The sequence below is a fragment of the Priestia sp. KCTC 13724 genome (assembly GCF_056820425.1).
Map to the genome: position 1 here is coordinate 1 of NZ_JBXDLD010000025.1, position 16,461 is coordinate 16,461.

The 16,461-nt window shown below is 37.8% G+C and carries 22 protein-coding genes and 1 pseudogene; 11 read left to right on the forward strand and 12 right to left on the reverse strand.

The features are described 5' to 3' along the window. Window positions 1–202: pseudogene (locus AC1UFB_RS04280) on the forward strand (hypothetical protein); the annotation flags it as partial. Between the two features lie 172 nt (window positions 203–374). Then, window positions 375–626 (forward strand): hypothetical protein, encoded by a 252-nt coding sequence (locus AC1UFB_RS04285; RefSeq protein ID WP_326046550.1) that lies wholly within the window; start codon window positions 375–377, stop codon window positions 624–626. Here AC1UFB_RS04285 and AC1UFB_RS04290 read toward each other — a convergent pair. Next, the gene (locus AC1UFB_RS04290) at window positions 578–1,243 is read right to left on the reverse strand and encodes a phosphatase PAP2 family protein (RefSeq protein ID WP_061786592.1); all 666 of its coding nucleotides are present in this window, start codon (window positions 1,241–1,243) and stop codon (window positions 578–580) included. The two genes, AC1UFB_RS04285 and AC1UFB_RS04290, sit on opposite strands and share 49 nt — an antisense overlap. Before the next feature lie 191 nt (window positions 1,244–1,434). Between AC1UFB_RS04290 and AC1UFB_RS04295 the strand changes: the two genes are divergently transcribed. Together AC1UFB_RS04295 and AC1UFB_RS04300 are read left to right on the forward strand one after the other, a co-directional pair. Next, a complete protein-coding gene (locus tag AC1UFB_RS04295; protein WP_025907776.1) occupies window positions 1,435–2,637 on the forward strand; it encodes a M20 family metallopeptidase in 1,203 nt (400 codons plus the stop codon). Between the two features lie 107 nt (window positions 2,638–2,744). Then, the gene (locus AC1UFB_RS04300) at window positions 2,745–3,467 is read left to right on the forward strand and encodes an EcsC family protein (RefSeq protein WP_061786591.1); all 723 of its coding nucleotides are present in this window, start codon (window positions 2,745–2,747) and stop codon (window positions 3,465–3,467) included. Between the two features lie 13 nt (window positions 3,468–3,480). Here AC1UFB_RS04300 and AC1UFB_RS04305 read toward each other — a convergent pair whose 3' ends face one another. Beyond that, a complete protein-coding gene (locus AC1UFB_RS04305) occupies window positions 3,481–4,689 on the reverse strand; it encodes an ABC transporter permease (RefSeq protein ID WP_482588607.1) in 1,209 nt (402 codons plus the stop codon). After that, window positions 4,682–5,422, reverse strand: a complete 741-nt coding sequence (locus AC1UFB_RS04310; protein ID WP_025907779.1) for an ABC transporter ATP-binding protein — start codon at window positions 5,420–5,422, stop codon at window positions 4,682–4,684. The genes AC1UFB_RS04305 and AC1UFB_RS04310 overlap by 8 nt, the downstream gene beginning before the upstream one ends. A gap of 750 nt (window positions 5,423–6,172) precedes the next feature. On the opposite strand from AC1UFB_RS04310, the gene AC1UFB_RS04315 reads away from it, so the two are divergent. Further along, complete coding sequence (locus AC1UFB_RS04315; RefSeq protein WP_025907780.1) at window positions 6,173–6,604, forward strand: HIT family protein; 432 nt, start codon at window positions 6,173–6,175, stop codon at window positions 6,602–6,604. Window positions 6,605–6,671: 67 nt separating this feature from the next. On the opposite strand, the gene AC1UFB_RS04320 is transcribed toward AC1UFB_RS04315, so the two are convergent. Next, window positions 6,672–6,815: a hypothetical protein gene (locus AC1UFB_RS04320; RefSeq protein WP_176031382.1), complete on the reverse strand. Its 144-nt coding sequence runs from the start codon at window positions 6,813–6,815 to the stop codon at window positions 6,672–6,674. A 96-nt stretch (window positions 6,816–6,911) separates the two neighbouring features. Beyond that, window positions 6,912–7,364 (reverse strand): GNAT family N-acetyltransferase, encoded by a 453-nt coding sequence (locus AC1UFB_RS04325; RefSeq protein ID WP_025907781.1) that lies wholly within the window; start codon window positions 7,362–7,364, stop codon window positions 6,912–6,914. Between the two features lie 222 nt (window positions 7,365–7,586). Between AC1UFB_RS04325 and serC the strand changes: the two genes are divergently transcribed. The 4 genes from serC to AC1UFB_RS04345 all read left to right on the forward strand — a co-directional run bounded on the left by serC (window position 7,587) and on the right by AC1UFB_RS04345 (window position 10,592). Then, complete coding sequence (gene serC, locus AC1UFB_RS04330; protein ID WP_174521199.1) at window positions 7,587–8,678, forward strand: 3-phosphoserine/phosphohydroxythreonine transaminase; 1,092 nt, start codon at window positions 7,587–7,589, stop codon at window positions 8,676–8,678. Between the two features lie 116 nt (window positions 8,679–8,794). Further along, a complete protein-coding gene (locus tag AC1UFB_RS04335) occupies window positions 8,795–9,319 on the forward strand; it encodes a tryptophan transporter (protein WP_076513320.1) in 525 nt (174 codons plus the stop codon). 166 nt (window positions 9,320–9,485) lie between these two features. Beyond that, window positions 9,486–9,860, forward strand: coding sequence for a YtxH domain-containing protein (locus AC1UFB_RS04340; RefSeq protein ID WP_062686528.1), 375 nt, complete (start codon window positions 9,486–9,488; stop codon window positions 9,858–9,860). Window positions 9,861–9,992: 132 nt separating this feature from the next. Beyond that, entirely contained in the window at window positions 9,993–10,592 is a 600-nt protein-coding gene (locus AC1UFB_RS04345) for an HTH-type transcriptional regulator Hpr (RefSeq protein ID WP_025907785.1), read from the forward strand. A gap of 3 nt (window positions 10,593–10,595) precedes the next feature. On the opposite strand, the gene AC1UFB_RS04350 is transcribed toward AC1UFB_RS04345, so the two are convergent. Then, complete coding sequence (locus AC1UFB_RS04350; RefSeq protein ID WP_076513322.1) at window positions 10,596–10,940, reverse strand: DUF1878 family protein; 345 nt, start codon at window positions 10,938–10,940, stop codon at window positions 10,596–10,598. 311 nt (window positions 10,941–11,251) lie between these two features. On the opposite strand from AC1UFB_RS04350, the gene AC1UFB_RS04355 reads away from it, so the two are divergent. Next, on the forward strand, window positions 11,252–11,431 hold the full coding sequence (locus AC1UFB_RS04355) for a hypothetical protein (RefSeq protein WP_025907787.1): 180 nt from the start codon (window positions 11,252–11,254) through the stop codon (window positions 11,429–11,431). A gap of 38 nt (window positions 11,432–11,469) precedes the next feature. Here AC1UFB_RS04355 and AC1UFB_RS04360 read toward each other — a convergent pair whose 3' ends face one another. Together AC1UFB_RS04360 and AC1UFB_RS04365 are read right to left on the reverse strand one after the other, a co-directional pair. After that, the gene (locus AC1UFB_RS04360) at window positions 11,470–11,559 is read right to left on the reverse strand and encodes a YjcZ family sporulation protein (protein WP_076513324.1); all 90 of its coding nucleotides are present in this window, start codon (window positions 11,557–11,559) and stop codon (window positions 11,470–11,472) included. A gap of 40 nt (window positions 11,560–11,599) precedes the next feature. Then, window positions 11,600–11,692: a YjcZ family sporulation protein gene (locus tag AC1UFB_RS04365; RefSeq protein WP_076513325.1), complete on the reverse strand. Its 93-nt coding sequence runs from the start codon at window positions 11,690–11,692 to the stop codon at window positions 11,600–11,602. A gap of 265 nt (window positions 11,693–11,957) precedes the next feature. On the opposite strand from AC1UFB_RS04365, the gene AC1UFB_RS04370 reads away from it, so the two are divergent. Further along, window positions 11,958–12,851 carry a peptidylprolyl isomerase gene (locus tag AC1UFB_RS04370; RefSeq protein WP_100348061.1) on the forward strand — a complete coding sequence of 298 codons (894 nt, stop codon included), beginning with the start codon at window positions 11,958–11,960 and terminating at the stop codon, window positions 12,849–12,851. A gap of 57 nt (window positions 12,852–12,908) precedes the next feature. Here AC1UFB_RS04370 and AC1UFB_RS04375 read toward each other — a convergent pair whose 3' ends face one another. The 4 genes from AC1UFB_RS04375 to AC1UFB_RS04390 all read right to left on the reverse strand — a co-directional run bounded on the left by AC1UFB_RS04375 (window position 12,909) and on the right by AC1UFB_RS04390 (window position 16,390). Then, complete coding sequence (locus AC1UFB_RS04375; RefSeq protein WP_025907789.1) at window positions 12,909–13,091, reverse strand: sporulation YhaL family protein; 183 nt, start codon at window positions 13,089–13,091, stop codon at window positions 12,909–12,911. A gap of 70 nt (window positions 13,092–13,161) precedes the next feature. Beyond that, window positions 13,162–14,103, reverse strand: coding sequence for a 3'-5' exoribonuclease YhaM (gene yhaM / locus AC1UFB_RS04380; protein WP_061786417.1), 942 nt, complete (start codon window positions 14,101–14,103; stop codon window positions 13,162–13,164). 147 nt (window positions 14,104–14,250) lie between these two features. Continuing rightward, on the reverse strand, window positions 14,251–15,498 hold the full coding sequence (locus AC1UFB_RS04385) for an ABC transporter permease (protein WP_482588612.1): 1,248 nt from the start codon (window positions 15,496–15,498) through the stop codon (window positions 14,251–14,253). After that, entirely contained in the window at window positions 15,491–16,390 is a 900-nt protein-coding gene (locus AC1UFB_RS04390; RefSeq protein ID WP_025907792.1) for an ABC transporter ATP-binding protein, read from the reverse strand. Before AC1UFB_RS04390 ends, AC1UFB_RS04385 begins: the two co-directional genes overlap by 8 nt. Window positions 16,391–16,461 lie beyond the last annotated feature (71 nt).

Below are 16,461 nucleotides of genomic sequence, written 5' to 3' on the forward strand. Positions count from 1 at the left end.
ACAGGAAACCCTAGAGAAATCATTATTGTATCAGCGAAATGATTATATGTCTTTTATGGGCGGCGGTACGCTAATTCCCTGGGCATTGATCCCCGCTGCGGCTATCTGTGGTGTGAGTCCGTTTGAGCTAGCGCGCAGAAACTTAAAGCCCGTGGCAATTGGATTAGTTGTCACGACCGTCGTAGCAATGTTTCTTATTTAAATTTTACATTTTTTATAAAGCATGAGTAATACAGTTAAATTGGGATACGATAAAAAGAGGCTGGGACATAAGTAATTCAGCCAATGATAAACCTGAACGATTGAGAGTTTCTTACTTTTAATCGTTCAGGTTTTTTGGTTGATTGTGAAAACAATGTTGGAAACAGGGTGGAATGGAGCGTAGGACACTCGACTCCTGCGGGAAGAGAGGGAAAACGGAGATCCCGCAGCGCAGCGAGGAAGCTCAGGTTCCTCCCCGCGGAAAGCGAGTGGCCGTAGCGCAATGGAACGAACGTGTTCAGACAAACCAAAAAGATTGGAACAGCTATTGTTCGTCTCTTAGAAGCAATCATTTTGTTATGTCCCAAACTCTTTTTCATCCCATATATTGCTTTGAATTCATTGGAGCAGTTGGTGTTAAATAAGCTTTTACTAACGTATAAAACAGCAAACCCACTGTCAGCCAAAAACCACCTAGTAAGTAGCCACCCAAAACATCTGTCATATAGTGCTCAGCTAATAGGAAACGACTGACACCAATGAATAAAATCAGTAAACTAAAAACGATAATTGAAGCCTTTCTAACCGTCTCATTCTTCACATAAAAAATAATAAAAAACAATAAAAACCCATAAAGCATCAAACCCAGCATGGCATGACCACTTGGAAAGCTGTATCCCTCTACTCCCAATGTCGGACGTAGTCGTTCAATCCATGCTTTTACGGCGTTGTTCAGTAAATAACCGCTTAAAACAAAAGCCAGTACAGTCACAGCACCTACAGTGTCACGCTTGTTGAAACCTAATACTCCAACAAGTAAAAGGGATAGAATAATAATCATTGGCTTTGAAGCAAAAAATGAAGTAACTTCTAAAATTCGAATCACCAGCTCATGATTATGTATGTTTGTAGCAATGGTTAGAAAGAACGCATCTATGCCGTGCACCGGTCCATTAATTGTCATAACGACACCTATAAACATCCCCATCAGTGCAAGTAATAATAAAAGAATAAATCGATATTTCATACGCCACTTCCTCATGTATAAATTTATCTCCTTCTATTATTCATCGAACAAAAGCAAATGTGCAATCAATTTTTATTGGGAACGCTTCATTTGTTTTCATTTTCATCAAATATTGATATAATATAAAATGTCAAATAATTCTAAACTATTTATTTATTTAACAAAAACTCTACAAACAGCTATTATCAATGAAAGGATCTGACTTAATGATTTCAGAACTACACTCTTTACTAGAAAAAAGCTATGATGAAATGGTCCAAATTAGACGTTATCTTCACCAATACCCTGAACCTTCTTTCAAAGAATTCCAAACCGCTACTTATATCCGTAGCTTTTATGACAAAATTGGCGTGCCTTACCGAGCAAACGTTGGTGGAAATGGCATCGTCGCAACGATTAAAGGAGAAAAGCCTGGTCCAACAGTTGCTTTACGTGCCGACTTTGATGCTTTAGCCATCCAAGATGAAAAAGACGTACCCTATAAATCAACTGTTCCTGGCGTAATGCACGCTTGTGGACACGATGGACACACGGCTACCCTTTTGGTTCTCGCTAAATCCATTCAACAGTTAAAAGATCACTTAGAAGGAACGATTGTGTTCATTCATCAGCATGCTGAAGAATATGCGCCTGGTGGAGCGAAACCAATGATTGAAGATGGATGCTTAGATGGCGTAGATGCGATTTTCGGCACACATTTATGGGCTGTTACCCCTACAGGTGTCATTCAGCACAGAAACGGTCCGTTCATGGCGGCAGCGGATCGATTTGAAATTACCATTAAAGGCGCTGGAGGTCACGGTGCTCAACCTCACAAAACCAAAGATGCAATTGTCATTGCTTCTCAGCTCGTGGTTAACTTGCAGCAAATTATCAGCAGACGCGTCAATCCAGTTGAATCAGCCGTCATTACTGTTGGTTCTTTCGTAGCGGAAAATGCCTTTAACGTAATTGCTGATTCAGCAAAGCTTGTTGGTACAGTTCGCACGTTTAGCGAAGATGTACGCAATGATATGGAAAGAGAAATTGAGCGTATCATTCAGGGAACCTGCTTAGCTGCTGATGCTTCCTATGACTATTCGTTTAAACGCGGCTACCCCGCCGTTGTCAATCATAGCGAAGAAAATGCGTTCTTAGCAAAAGTAGCAGAAACAATTCCAGAAGTGGAAAAAGTGGAAGAAACCGAACCGCAAATGGGTGGAGAAGATTTTGCTTATTATCTGCAGCACATAAAAGGAACATTCTTTTTCACAGGAGCGCAGCCTGAAGGCGTCGATACTCCTTATCCACATCATCATCCAAAGTTTGATTTTAATGAAAAAGCGATGTTAATCGCTTCAAAAACACTCGGTACAGCAGCAATTGAATACTTATCTAAAGAACAAAAAGCAGAATCCATTACATCTTAACTAGTTCGCCTCCATCTATTGAGTGTGGAGGCTTCTTTGCATAGGTAGAAACTTTTTGTCTCTTGCTTCGTATATAAGAAAAGCGGTTTTCAAAAAGGGGTGTCTGAATGACTGAGTATGAACAAAGAGCGTTGGCTGATGCAGAACACTGGAAGATTACGCTGTTAAAGCGTCCATCTGCCTTTCAGCGAAATGCCAAGCAGCTGCAAAACAAATTGAATAAAAAAGTACCAGAAAGCATTCATAAAATGATTACGGAAAGCATAAAAAAAATGGTAGAGACTACAATTATTGGCTCTACCATTACCACAAAGAAGGACTATAATCGCCATTTAAGCTTTGAAGAGCGTGAAGCTGAAATTAAGGCAACGATTTCTAAATATCGTAAAACTGCTGCCGTTGAGGGGGCAGGAACAGGCGCTGGTGGACTGTTGTTAGGCGCAGCTGACTTTCCTCTTTTTTTGTCAATTAAGATGAAATGTTTGTTTGATATTGCTACTATTTACGGTTTTGACGTCCGCAAGCAAGACGAACGGCTATTCATTTTATATATTTTTCACCTTGCGTTTTGTAGCGAAGAAAAGCGAACGGAAGTCTTTGCTCTTATACAGGAATGGAATCAATCGTCTCAACATAATCTCGATTGGAAAAGCTTTCAGCAAGAGTATCGTGACTATATTGATGTAATTAAAATGCTTCAGCTCATGCCTGGATTTGGCGCTTTTGTTGGTGCTTTTGCAAATTATCACCTGCTTGATCATGTCACTCAGGTTGCAATGAATGTATATCGTCTGCGGTTATTATCCTCAAACGAAAAAAATCTGCCCTAGGAGGCAGATTTTTTTATGCAATGGCTTTTTTCTTAATATAAGCAGTAACAAAAAATTGAACAAATAGCCCACCTACAACAAAAGCAAGCAAACCAACAAGCAAGTTAGAAGCTGCTACCACAATACTTAAACAAGCTGCTTGCAAAAATAAGACATTTCGAATAATGCTTAAAAACGCTGCTCTTCTTGTTTGCTCTTGAAGAGGATACAGAGATAACCACAAAACTTGTTTATGATGTTTCCATAGCGGCATGATTTGAAATCCTGTTATATAAAGCGTTAACAGTACAATAACAATATTTCCATAAGCAAAAGGAGTCGCTATCAAAATTAACCCGCTAATGACCGTCAAGCGTACTAGCAGACCTAAATAATCTCCTGCGCGCAAAAACGTACGCGTATATAAATAGCGATGAGTTGCCTGCTGTTGAAACGGGATACTCTTTAGAATAGTGTCCAAGTATGCCCTACGCTTTACCTGCTCCTTTAGTTGCGGAACATCCGTAAATAAGTTAGCCAAGCGATAAAACATTGCCACTCTCCGCTCTTCAAGCTCGATCAATGTTTCCCACTTCAACGGCTTTGCTTTTACAAGGGAACGGTAATATAGGGCTAAGCCGATAATAATAGCTCCTGTAACAGCGGGGAAAAACGCATAAGATCCCACAAATAGAAAATAAACAAACACTCCATTTAACAGGAAACGTACAAGGTAATCGATCCACCTTGCGTACTTTTCTTCAAAATAAACGCTCCACCACGTCATTTTTAAATTGATTGCTTTTAAAATCAGCAAGAGAATTAAATGCGTAAAAATCGTTGAGTACGTCTGGTTCGTTACTTTTACGTGCAGCGGAGCAACAGCGGCTGTTAGTATAAGTAGCACATAAATATATGTGGAAAACGTATAAAAAAATGACTTTTTAAAATACAACTGTAGCTTTGATTCAAGCGCAAGCATAAAGACTAAATCTGGCCCTTTTAAAAACGTACGAATAGAACCGCTCGTGAGTACCAGACTCATGATTACTGCAATTAAAAACGCTGATGGAAAAGCTGGTGTTAACGTATCTAACCACTGCTGATAATAATAAGCAGCTGCCCCAATGGCAAACACGAGCACAAGCTTTAAATGATCGTTAAAAATATACTTCATATAGCGGCGCGTATCTTTTAGATGCTGCTGAAATCGCTGCTGCCACAGCCCTTCAATACTACTCATAGTCCTCTTCCTTCGTCAGTTCAATATAGATTTCATCTAGCGTTGCGTTTGGCTTATTAAACTGGGCTCTTAAATCCGCTAGCGTTCCTTGTGCTCTTACTTGACCGTTATGTAAAATAACAAATTTGTCACAATAGCGCTCTGCTGTGGCTAAAATATGCGTAGACATTAAAATGCCGGCTCCCTGCTTTTTCATATCAGTCATTAAATCTAATAATGACTGAATACCAAGTGGATCTAGCCCTAAAAATGGTTCATCAATAATATAAAGTGAAGGCTGAACTAAAAAGGCACACATAATCATTACCTTTTGCTTCATCCCTTTTGAAAAATGAGCTGGAAACCACTTCAGCTTTTTATCCATACGAAATTCTTTTAACAGCGGCTTTAAGCGAGCTTCATACGTTTTGGAATCTAACCCATAGGCCATTGCCGTCATATCTAAATGTTCTTTTAACGTTAGCTCATCGTATAAGATTGGTGTTTCAGGAATAAATGTAAATTGCGTACGATAGCCGGTTGAATCCTGTTGAAACGTTTTATTATGAATAGCAATGGATCCTTTCTTTGGCTCCATTAACCCAATAATATGTTTAATGGTTGTACTTTTACCTGCTCCGTTAAGGCCAATAAGCCCAACTAGTTCTCCTGCATTAACCTCGAAAGATACGTCCTTTAATACAGGCGTTTTTGTATATCCTCCAGTTAAATGTTGAATTTGTAATAAACTCATTGAATTCTCCTTTAAATACGTGAATTTAGTAAACAAAATAACGTGACATACGCGGTAAATGAAAGTGTTCCATACAACATAGCAATGATGACAAACCGCTCATTTTTATCTATTGTACCAAATCTTCTTCAAGGATACATTTTTTTAATCATCAAAAATAAGGATTATATTTCCAGTTTAAATTTTTAAATACGTGGACATTCTAATTAGGGAAGAAGGAAAGCCGTTGATGTTCAACATTAGCTTTCTACATCTGAAATGAGGTGTCTACACCAGACATTAATCATGAAGCACTATGTTAAGCGTTATAATAAGGGGATGTTAGTCATGAGCGTAGTTGGAATTGATTTATAAAAGGTAGACAATATTGTTCATTTATCACTGTGTAAATGAGGTGTTTGTCAAAGACCACGAACGACTTCGTTCAATTTATTTATCCATTCTACAAATTGCTTAAATGAGGTGTTTGTCAAAGAGAAGAAACGTTTTATTCTACGTTAATGCTTGTCATTAAAATGTCGAATGAGGTGTTTGTCGAAGACAATTTACATGAATTAGGCACATTATTACGTAAATGAGGTGTTCCTTAAACGCAATATAGTGAAATAGAAGCTTTGTTTCCTTCTTCATAGCGAGGTGCATCATTCGATTGCATCTCGCTTTTTACTGTTCTCTTCTTTTTCCTCTTCTATTTATGCTAAAATTAAGTCGTACAAGCTATTTTATTTTTATGAAAGAAGGGTGAATAATATGAGTAATCTCGATGAAAACTGCATCTTCTGTAAAATTATCCGCGGAGAAATTCCGTGTGCCAAAGTGTTTGAAAATGAACATGTACTAGCATTTTTAGATATTAGCCAAGTCACAAAAGGCCATACGCTTGTTATTCCTAAAGTACATAAAAAAGATATTCATGAGCTTACGCCTGAAATTGCTCGTCATTTATTTGAAGTCGTACCGCAAATTGCCACGGCAATCAAAGAAACATATGAGCCAGTTGGAATCAATATTTTAAATAATAACGGTGAAAAAGCAGGTCAATCTGTGTTTCATTATCATATGCATATTATTCCTCGCTACGGTGAAGGCGACGGCTTTGGTGCAGTGTGGAAAGAGCATACAAGCGACTACACACCTGAAAAGCTACAGAGCATCGCAGCTGAAATTTCGGAGCGTTTATAAGACAAAAGAGTCTGGGACAAAACAAAATGTTCCTTTCTAAAGGACGAATGACGCCTTTTTAAAGTAGTTAGGTTATAATAATCGGTTCGTTCCATTGCGCTACAGACACTCGCTTTCCGCGGGGAGGAATCTGAGCCTCCTCGCTACGCTGCGGGGTCTCAGCCTTTCCTCTATCTCCCGCAGGAGTCACGTGTCTTACGCTCCATTCCACTAATTCTCTAAAATTGGTTTCCCAATCAACAAAAAATCCGAACTATAAAAGAGTCGTTAACTCTCAATGGTTCGGATAGATCATTGACTGAAACACTTATGTCTCAATCTCTTCTTTAATCATATCTACGTGCGGAATCCCGTCGTCATCATACACGTTTGAAATCGCATAAAACCCAAATGATTCATAAAAATGCTGCAGGTGACTTTGTGCCTGAATTTTTACAACCTCTTCTCCCATTTGATCCTTTAAGAACGCTAATCCTTTTTGAACTAACTCTCTTCCCATCCCTGTTTTTCGATAATCTGAGTGAACAAGGACGCGACCAAATGAAGCTTCTTGATAGCTAACTCCTTTAGGCATTAAACGGATGTACGCAATGATTTGCGCATTTTCCACTTTAAATAAATGATAAGAAGCCTGGTCCTTTCCATCTACCTCTAAATAAGCACACTCTTGTTCAACAACAAATACCCTAGTACGCTCCTGTAAGATGTCATATAGCTCATGCGTTGTCAGCTGATCAAATGTTTTAATATGCCACGTCAAGATGATAACCTTCTTCCTGTTTAGATATTTTATGTATTTATCGATTTTAACACCTTTTGTCACGCATTCCTACGTTTTTTATTTTCTATACTGATTACTTAAAATTTTTCAAAAGTTTTCACACATTAAATTATTTTCATGATAGTATAGTGATATTCTTTCTGACAAAGAAGCAAGATACAGTCTGTGATGAATGTGAAAATCTGAGGAGGAATTAACGTGATTTCAGTAAAACGTGCTTACAATTTTAACGCAGGACCATCTGCACTTCCCCTACCTGTCTTACAACTTGCTCAACAAGAGCTAACGGATTTTAAAGGGACGGGCATGTCCGTAATGGAGTTATCTCACCGTAGCAAAGAATTCGAAAATGTTTTGAACCATGCAAAAGAAACATTAACAGAACTACTTTCAATCCCAGACACACATGAAATTTTATTTTTACAAGGCGGAGCTAGCCTTCAGTTTTCAATGATTCCAATGAACTTTTTAGGAAAAGATCAAGTAGGAGCATTTGTGCTCACTGGTGCTTGGTCGGAAAAAGCATTAAAAGAAGCTAAAAAAGTTGGTGAAACAACGGTTGTTGCGTCTACTAAAGAAGAAAATTACCGTTCAATTCCAACATTAGATCGCGCTGCTCTACCTTCAAACACCGCGTATCTGCATATCACATCTAACAATACAATCTTTGGCACACAGTGGGCTGAATATCCAAAATTTGAAAACATTGATTTAATCGCGGATATGTCAAGCGATATTTTGTGCCGTCCAATCGACGTATCTAAGTTCTCCTTGATTTATGCCGGTGCTCAAAAGAATTTAGGCCCATCCGGCGTAACCGTTGTTATTATTAAAAAAGACTTGTTAAAGCGAATCCCAGCAAACTTACCAACTATGCTCGATTACAATACGCATATTAAAAGCAACTCATTATATAACACGCCTCCAACGTTTGGTATTTATATGCTATCTCTTGTTTTAGACTGGATCAAAGAACAAGGGGGCGTCACAGTAGTTGCAGAAAATAATAAGAAAAAAGCAGAGTTAATCTATTCTAGCATCGACAAGTCAAATGGCTTTTACACACCGCATGCAACAAATGATAGCCGCTCACTAATGAACGTGACGTTTACTTTACCAAATGAAGAATTAACCGCTGCTTTCTTAGCACAATCAAAAGAACAAGGCTTTGTTGGCTTAGCGGGACATCGTTCTGTAGGCGGCTGCCGTGCTTCTATTTATAACGCTGTTCCACTAGAAGCATGTCAAGCATTAGCGGCATTTATGGATGAATTTGCATCCGTTCACGCGTAAACTGATTGATTCTATTTTCACAGATTTATGTTATAATTAGTCTCTAAATATATGCAATAGGCACAGGCGCACTATTGGTATATTTAGAGCTTAGCTTAGAAGAGGAGAGATGAGAAATGAACACAAAAACATTAGTATCACTATCTTTATTAGTTGGAATTGGTGCCGTACTGCATGCGATTATGCCACCTGTCTTGTTTGGTATGAAGCCAGACATGATGTTAACCATGATGTTCTTAGGTATTTTACTATTCCCTGGGGTCAAAAACGTTTTACTGCTTGGATTAACAACGGGTGCTATTTCTGCCTTAACAACAGGATTCCCTGGTGGGCAAGTGCCAAACATCATTGATAAACCAATCACTGCTTTTATTATTTTTGGTTTATTACTTCTTGTTCGTAACGTTACAACAGTGAAGACACCTGTAGCTGCCGCTCTAACAGCGGTTGGTACACTTGTATCAGGCATTATTTTCTTGTCAGCAGCAGCACTTATCGTTGGGTTACCAGGTGGTTTAATGGCGCTAATTGTAGGCGTTGTATTACCTGCAACGGTTGTAAATACCATTGTTATGGTTGTGGTGTACCCGATCGTAAACTCTGTACTAAAGCGCACAAGTATTTCAGCAAAAGTATCATGATTTGAAAGGGCCTGTACCACGCGGGCCCTTTTTGTATTTAGCAGGTTTATTTCTTAACGGTTAGGAAACATAATACAGTATAAACTCTTTGACTCTTAAAAAAGTTAGATGATGTCAGTATGAACAACTTTGTTCATAAAAAGAAATAATATATAGGAGTGATTTTATGAAACGTACTACCTCCCTTTTTACAGGCATTGCGGCTGGGAGCATTGCCGCAGCTGCTGCAACGCTTTTGCTAACCCCTACTTCAGGTAAAACATTGCGCCAACGCATTGCGCAAGAAAGTCATCAAGTAAAAGAAACAAAAGAAGACATCTCTGGAAAGATTAAACATCTTAAAACGCAGATTCAAACGACTGCTAAAGATGGAAATACTATAGTGAAAAATATCGCAAAAGACCTTTCAAAAACGCTCAACGAATTCCAAAAAGACATTCGTCCACACCAGCAGTCCATCCAATCACACTTAAATGAAATTGAAGATTCACTTTCACACCTAGAAAAGCACATACAAACAACCAAAACTGAAGGGAAATAAAGGAGGTTTTTTACCTCCTTTTATTTAATTTTTTAAAATTTCGTAAATTTACATCTTTATAATTTTTTATTTTATTGGCATAATAGAAGATAAATAAAAAAAAGCAATTGCGCTAAAGTAGGTGGGGAGAAAATGAAAAAAACAAGTGATCAAGTGTATGATTTGAAAGAAGCACTCTTATTTAGCCAACGTATTGCCCAATTAAGCAAAGCACTGTGGAAGACCGTAGAAAAAGATTGGCAGCAGTGGATTAAGCCCTATGACTTAAATATTAATGAGCACCATATTCTATGGATTTCATATCATTTAAACGGGGCATCAATTTCAGAGATTGCAAAGTTTGGGGTAATGCATGTTTCAACAGCGTTTAACTTTTCTAAAAAGTTAGAAGAAAGAGGATTGTTGGAATTTTCAAAAAAAGAAACCGATAAGCGCAACACTTACATTCAACTAACGCAAAAGGGCGAAGATATTTTACTAGCTTTAATGGAGAACTACAAGCCATCCGAGAATTCTGTTTTTAATGGTGCTCTTCCCCTTCGAAACTTGTATGGTAAATTTCCAGAGTTTATGGAACTAATGACCGTAATCCGTAAAATTTATGGGGAAGACTTCATGGATATTTTCGAACGTTCATTTCATCACATTGAAGAAGAGTTTGTTGATAACGATGGCAAGCTAGAAAAAAGAGAAAAAATCGTGACTGATCAAAAAGAAAGCATTTCTAATTAAGAACTAGTCACGAATCCATTGCACGATATTAAAAAGCTCTGTCATTACATCTTGATACGAGCTTTGATTCAGTAAAGACTCGATTGTTTCCTGCGGGTCCAGCTTATAATTAAGCATTCCAACAAATTGTGTAAGAAGCGGAACGAAGTCAGTTAAGCCTTCCGCTTTTTGCTCAATGTACACCTCTTTAATTTCTTCGCATAGAAGTAAAACATCTTCTACTTCTCTTCTCGTTAGCTCTTCTTTAACAACGAGCTCAATAAATGGCTTTGCTTCCTGCTCAGGCGTTCCAGCTAGCAATTTTATGTAGTATTCTAAACGTGTCACTCTAGATTCTAAAGTTTCCATCCTTTACTCTACTCCTTCACCGTTCATGTCCCTACTTCATATTGTACATGATTCGAACCCTTTCTTCCAAATAATTCTTTATGTTACAATGCATTTCAACGGCCTTGTCTTTATTTCGCAAGGGCATTTCGATACCCCCTTATTTTCGACAGTTCTTCCGCAATTTACAGGAAGTTTTAGCGAATCTCTATCTATTTTCCTTATTTTTTGGTAATGTTAATATTGACATTACTCGCTAGATATTATTTTCTCATTAGATAAACTACGTATAGTCCAGATAATTGACGTCGATTTTAGGGGGATTCTACTTTATGTACATATTCTTTATACCGTTTGCTTTATTTATTTTATTTTACATTAATACACTAACAAATACATTATGTCTACAAAAAGAAATTCCTGAAGAGAAGCAACCAAAGGTATTTCGTACAATTAATATTTTAATTACAATTTTATTGATCTCCTCCTATGTTGAGGTATTATTCACATAAAACGCGGTGAACCCAGTCACCGCGTTTTACTTTATTGCTTAGTATGCTAAGCCATAGCCGATGATTACTAGTAAAATAAACAGGACTACAATTAAAGAAAAGCCGTTTCCATATCCATGTTTACCCATTTGTTTCTTCCTCCTTCATCTCCTACAGTCTCTGGTGTTATTAGTAGTAACAAGCACATCCGATAATTACTAATAAAATAAATAACACAACTAATAACGCAAAACCGTTTCCATATCCATATCCATGACTCATAATATGAGCACCTCCTTCGTTTACTAATACTGCATGTTATGCATGAACACTCTAAAGCGTCTAGGCGTTTATCACGATTTTACTAATTATTTCTGCATTTCTTACTTTCAGAACGGATTTAATTAAGGGAAATAATACTTTTTATTCTTGTTTTCACTTTATTTCCATATTCATTTCGTTAAATTTGAGAAATATGGTATAGTAAAATGTATGAGTGAACTATCATTACACTTTATATGAAAACAAAGAGTAGGAGTGTGTATATATGAAAAAAAGCTTAATTGCGCTGTCAACTGCTGCAAGTATCGTAGCATTATCAGCTTGTAGTAGCGATGCTTCAGAATCAAAAGGTGACTCAGCAAAAGTCATTGTTGAAACTGATGCAGGAAACGTGACTCAAGGTGAACTATATGAGGAAATGAAGAATTTAATTGGTCAAGACCAATTCAACACTTTAGTGCGCAATGTAGTAGATGAAAAAGTACTTAGCGAAAAATATAAAATTACTGATAAAGAACTTGATCAAGAGTTAGACAATCTTCGTGAACAATACGGAGATCAAATTGACCAAGCTATTGAGCAAAATGGTGAAGATTCCGTAAAAGACATGCTTAAAGTAGACCTTTTACGTGACAAAGTAGCAACAGCTGATATTAAAGTATCAGAAAAGGAATTAAAGGAAGCATATGAAGCGAAAAAGCCTGAAATTAAAGCTAGTCACATTCTAGTTGAAGATGAAAAAACAGCAAAAGAAGTAAAGGCTAAGCTTGATAAAGGTGAAGACTTTGCAAAATTAGCGAAGGAATATTCAACTGATACAGGTTCTGCCGAAAAAGGTGGAGACCTTGGATATTTCGGTGCTGGCGAAATGGTAGAAGCGTTTGAAACTGCTGCTTACAAGCTTAAGAAAGGCGAAATTAGTGAGCCGGTTAAATCAGACTACGGCTATCACATCATTAAGCTAGAAGATAAAAAGAAATTAGCTTCTTTTGAGGATATGAAAGCTGACTTAGAGCAAGAGATTAAGCGTTCAAAAGTTGACCAAGCTAAGCTAGAAGAAAAGCTGTTAAAAGAGCTTGAAGATGCAAATGTAGATGTAAAAGATAAAAAGGTTGAGCCTGCGTTTGAAAAAACAGATAGCACAAATGCTCAGGGTTAATAACTTAACTCAAAAAAAGGACCGTTCGAAGGAACGGCCCTTTTCTTATTCATGTGCTTAGATTGAATTGCCTTCGCGGCGCTCTTTTTCTACATTCATCCGGTCAATAAAAATTTGACCTTCCTTTTCAATAAATGACTCATCAATGTGCTTTTCTTGCTGTGCAGAGCGAATGGCCATAAATCCACTAAAAAAGATACCTGCTACAACTAAATAAATCCAAATCGGTAATGTTACCATCTCTTCATCCTCCACATCCGTTATTTACAACCACTATATGTACAAGTTGTCTCGGATATGACTGATACTTTTATTCAACTGTTGGTTTATAGAATGATCTATTGTCCAATGCAAAGATACGCTCTGTAAATTCACCTGGCTTTGTTTTGTCTAAAGCACGATCTAACATATTCATTTTAGCATCGACGTTGTCAATTAAATGGAGCATTTCTGCTTCTTTAATAAGCGGCTTTTTAGGGCTCCCCCACTCTTCTTTCCCGTGGTGAGATAGAACCATATGTTGAAGAAGCATAACTTCTTCACCTTCAATACCTAACTCTTCAGCTGTTTTCCCAATTTCATTCACCATAATTGAAATATGTCCCAATAAATTCCCTTGAACCGTATAGGTTGTTGAAACAGGACCAGAAAGCTCAAATACTTTTCCTAAGTCATGTAAAATAACGCCAGAATATAATAAATCTCGATTTAATGATGGATATAAGTCAGCAAACGTTTTGGCAAGCTTAAGCATCGATACAACATGATAAGCCAAACCTGAGACAAATTCATGGTGATTTTTTGTTGCCGCTGGATATTCTAAAAACTCTGACTGATACTTATTCAATAAATGACGCGTCAGGCGCTGAATATTAGAATTTTTCATTTCAAAGATGCTTTGTGTAATATATTCAACCATTTCTTCTCGAGATAATGGTGCTACTTCTAGAAAATCAGAAACTCGAACTCCATCTTGCGGCTGTGCTGGGCGAATGTTGCGCACCTTCAACTGATTTCTACCGCGATAATTCATTACTTCTCCTGCAACCTTTACGATCTTTTCTGCAGCATACGTTTCTTCATCTTCAGGAGATACATCCCATAGCTTCGCTTCAATATCTCCTGTTTTATCTTGTAAGATTACCGTCAAAAACGGCTTTCCGTTACTTGCAATTCCTCTTGTTGAAGATTTTATTAAAAAGTATAAATCGACTTGTTCGCCTACTTCATGCTGGCCAATTCCTTTTGCCATGTCAGTTCCTCCTTACGTTACGCGTCTATTCTCGCTGTAACCTGTCATTCCTTTACATTTATTTTAACACCATCACTTCGTTAATGCACGACTCGACCGAAAAAGGCATGAACTCACTACGATATGAGCTCATGCCTTTTTCTATTCTTATTTTTTTATGGATTCTTTCTTTGTTAACTGAAGTGCTTTTTTAATATCTTTAAACGATGAAGATTTTCCATACATCAAAACGCCACCTCGGTAAACTCGAGCACCAAACACAGCTAGTAAGCCAATGGTTGCAACGAGTAAGCCAATGGAAAGCGCAATTTCCCACACCGGCACTGTTAGCATTCCAACACGCAAAAACATAATCATTGGTGCAAAAAACGGAATAAATGACGTGATAGTAATAAATGACGCTTCAGGCTTTCCTAAACCAAACATAGCAATCATAAATGCTGCTACAATTACAAGCGTCATCGGTGTAATCATTTGCTGTACATCTTCAATACGGCTAACAAGCGACCCCAAAAACGCAGCTAGGGTTGCAAATAAGAGATAACCTAGAATAAAGAAAACGAATGCATACACAAACGTCTGAATCGGTACATCTGAAAACCCTAGGAAATCAGAAAGTTCGCTGGAACTTCCTTGTAAAGACATATAGCCGACCGCAGCAATAATTGTAAACTGAGTCAAGCTTAATAACGCAATCCCTGCAATTTTTGCAAACATTTGCTTTACTGGAGAAACGCTGGACACGAGAATTTCCATCACTCGTGATGACTTTTCAGTTGCAACTTCCATCGCAATCATGCTGCCGTACATAATAACGGAGAAATAAATAACGAACAGTAAGACGTACACAAGTCCCCTAGCTTGACTTAGTTCTTCCTCTGTTTTGGCATTATCTACTAACGCTTCTTTTTCAAATGCAACTGGACTATAAATCTCTTCAATCTGCTGAGGGTCTAAATCGACCTTCTGGGTAGCATAAGCAACTTTCAGTTGTTGAAGTCCCTGCTGTAAGGACGTCGCAACCGCAGATTCTGCTAAAGAGTTTGACTTGTAAACACCTTGTGGTAGCTCTTCGCTATTGATTGATAGCTGAAGATACCCTTCAATCTCTTCGTCTTTGACCTGTTTCTTAGCTTCTGACTCCGACTTAATTTCTTTTAGCGCTAAGTCTTCATCAATAAGTTTCATATTTTCCTTGAATGTGCTGTACGCCTCTTCGGATTCACTGAGAACTCCCACAGTCGTTTGCTCGTCATTATCAAATGCTTTAATAATTGTATCTAAGTTCGTAATTCCTAATAAAAGCAGGACTGTAATAGCAGTCGTAATGATAAACGATTTTGTCTTAAGCTTGTTTAAATACGTATGTGCTACAATGATCCAAAATTTATTCATACGAAGCACCTACCTTTTCAATGAAAATATCATTTAGAGAAGGTTCTTCTACAATAAATTTTCGCACAAATGAAAAGTCTGCCAGCTCTTTGAAAATAGCTTGAGAGACATCCTCATTCTCGATTTGCAGATTAACACCTTCAACCGTTTGTTTCATTTTGACAACTCCATCTACAGCTTCTAAGCGTTCAAATGGACCTTCTCCGTGAACGATAACATTCTTCTTACCAAAAGAGCGTTTAATGTCCCCTAGCTTGCCGTGCACAACAGGCTGACCATGGTGCATGATGCATAAATGCTCACAAAGTTCTTCCACGTGTTCCATACGGTGACTTGAAAAGACGATTGTTGTTCCTCGCTCTTTTAAATCAATGACCGCTGACTTGAGGAGCTCAACATTAACTGGATCCAGCCCGCTAAACGGTTCATCTAAAATAAGCAGTTCTGGACGGTGAATCACTGATGCGATGAACTGGATTTTTTGTTGATTTCCTTTTGACAACTCTTCTACTTTTTTATTGGCGTAGTCAGGTACGTTAAAACGCTTCAACCAATAATCCATTTCTTTTAAAATATCATTCTTGTTCATCCCTCGTAGTTTACCAAGATAAACAAGCTGATCTCGCACTTTTAGCTTTGGGTACAACCCTCGCTCTTCTGGTAAATAACCAACGATATTGCTTGTTTCATATGTAATCGGTGCACCCTTCCACGTAATGGTTCCCGCCGACTGTTCAATCAAGCCTAATACCATTCGAAACGTTGTTGTTTTCCCTGCACCATTAGCCCCTAAAAATCCAAATATCTCACCTTTTGGAATATGTAACGATAAATTGTTCACGGCTGTAAATGAGCCGTATTGCTTTGACACATCCGTCAATAACAGAGACATATTTCTCCTCCCTCTATAAATGTTGATTTATCAACGGTTTGAGCCGTTGGTGGGGTGTCAAAAAAATATTT